At 63.7% G+C, this 1,805-nt stretch carries 2 protein-coding genes; one reads left to right on the top strand and one right to left on the bottom strand.

Annotated features, from left to right (window positions below; translation table 11 throughout):
• Positions 1-86 precede the first annotated feature (86 nt).
• A complete protein-coding gene (locus AC6LKD_RS32585; RefSeq protein ID WP_013393960.1) occupies positions 87-1,214 on the bottom strand; it encodes a branched-chain amino acid ABC transporter substrate-binding protein in 1,128 nt (375 codons plus the stop codon).
• Between the two features lie 316 nt (positions 1,215-1,530).
• Between AC6LKD_RS32585 and AC6LKD_RS32580 the strand changes: the two genes are divergently transcribed.
• On the top strand, positions 1,531-1,805 hold a 275-nt coding region (locus tag AC6LKD_RS32580; protein WP_498118541.1), incomplete at its 3' end, for an RBBP9/YdeN family alpha/beta hydrolase.

Here is a 1,805-nt window from a genome sequence, read left to right as displayed (position 1 = left end):
CCGGAAGACTGTCGCTTCCGGCCCGGCATGTCGTGGAACGCAGAGTGGTTCCGCCCGTGTCGCGGGCCGCAGGCCCGCTCGCGGACTTACTTGTAGACGGTCTTGGAACCGTCCTTGTGCCAGGTGAACACGTCGAACTGGAAGTTCGTCAGGTCGCCTTGCTTGTTCCAGGACACCTTGCCGATAGGCGTGTCGAAGGAGTTGGCGTGCAGGTACTTGGCGACCTTGGTCGGGTCGTCGCTGCCCGCGCCCTTGATGCCGTCGGCGATGACCTGGGTAGCCGTGTAGGCTGTCATCTGGAAGGCGCCGCTGGCGTTGCGCTTCTTGGCCTCGAAGGCCTTGACGATGTCGGCGTTGGCGGCGTTCTGGGTGAAGTCGGCCGGCAGCGTCAGCAGCATGCCTTCGACGGCGTCGCCGGCAATGGCGTTGATGTCGGGGTTGCCCGTGCCTTCCGGACCCATCCACTTGGCCTTCACGCCCTGTTCGGCCGCCTGGCGCAGCAGCAGGCCCATTTCGGGGTGGTAGCCGCCGTAGTAGACGAAGTCCACGCCCTGGCTCTTCAGCTTGGTGATGACGGCCGAGTAGTCGCTGTCGCCGGCATTGATGCCTTCGAACACGGCGACGGCCACGCCACCCTTCTCCAGGTCGTTCTTGACCGCGGTGGCGATGCCCTGGCCGTAGGACTGCTTGTCATGCAGTACGGCGACCTTCTTGGGCTTGATCTTGTCCAGGATGAACTTGGCGGCGGCGGGGCCTTGCTGGTCGTCGCGGCCGATGGTGCGGAAGATGAACTCGTAGTTCTTGCCGTCGGTCAGCGCCGGCGACGTGGCCGAGGGCGTGACCATGACCACGCCTTCGTTGTTGTAGATATCGGCGGCGGCGATGGTGGCGCCCGAGCACACGTGGCCCACGACGAAACCGATCTTGCTGTTGACGACGCGGTTGGCGGCGACCGGGCCTTGCTTGGGTTCGCAGCCGTCGTCGATCACGACGGTTTCCAGCTTCTTGCCGTTGATGCCGCCGGCGGCGTTGATGCGTTCGACCGCGGTATCGACCCCTTCACGGACCATATCGCCATACTGAGTGACCGCGCCGGTGGTGGGGCCGACGACGCCGATCTTGATGGTTTGCGCTTGCGCTCCCGAGGCAAACGCCAGACCGGCCGCGACGCCCAGCGCTGCGATGACCGGGGTCAGACGAAATACTGGCTTCATGTGTGGACTCCTCTAATGATTTGTAATCGTTAGTTTTTTGCACCGTGGCGGACGCCGGATCATCTCCAGGCCAAGCATGCCTGCTGGACTGCCCTTTGCAGGGATTTCGGCCCCGGTCACGCCCGGTTGCATTGCGATTGCACGGCAAGCATACACTGAAAAATAGCCCTTCCCAGGCCAGTTTCGGACCACTTTGATACCCGTCCGATTATTGCGCTGCGGCATTCTTCGCCGCCCGCCCTTATGCCCGCCAGCGTATATGCAAAAGACGATTTATTCGTTTGCGTTACTAAGGCCGCGCGGCATCATGGCCGCCATGAGACTCCAACCGATCATCGTTCCCGGATGGAAAAACTCCGGACCCCAACACTGGCAATCGCGCTGGATGGCCCTGCTGCCGCATGCGCGCCGGGTCGAGCAACGCGACTGGGAACATCCGGCTCCCGGCGAATGGATTGCAGCGCTTGCCACCGAGGTGAATGAGGCCCGCAGTCCCGTCCTCCTGATTGCGCACAGCCTGGGCTGCCTGATCAGCGCCGCGCTGCCGGTGCCGCTGCGCGCCAAGATCGCGGGCGCCCTGCTGGTGGCGCC

The organism is Achromobacter sp. D7-1 (assembly GCF_059760445.1).
The sequence above is the reverse complement of the archived record's forward strand: the minus strand, read 5'-3'. Positions and strand labels throughout refer to the sequence as shown.

Coding starts and splice junctions, on each gene's coding strand:
- AC6LKD_RS32585 (WP_013393960.1), bottom strand. CDS start 1,214: ATGAAGCCAGTATTTCGTCTGACCCCGGTCATCGCAGCGCTGGGCGTC.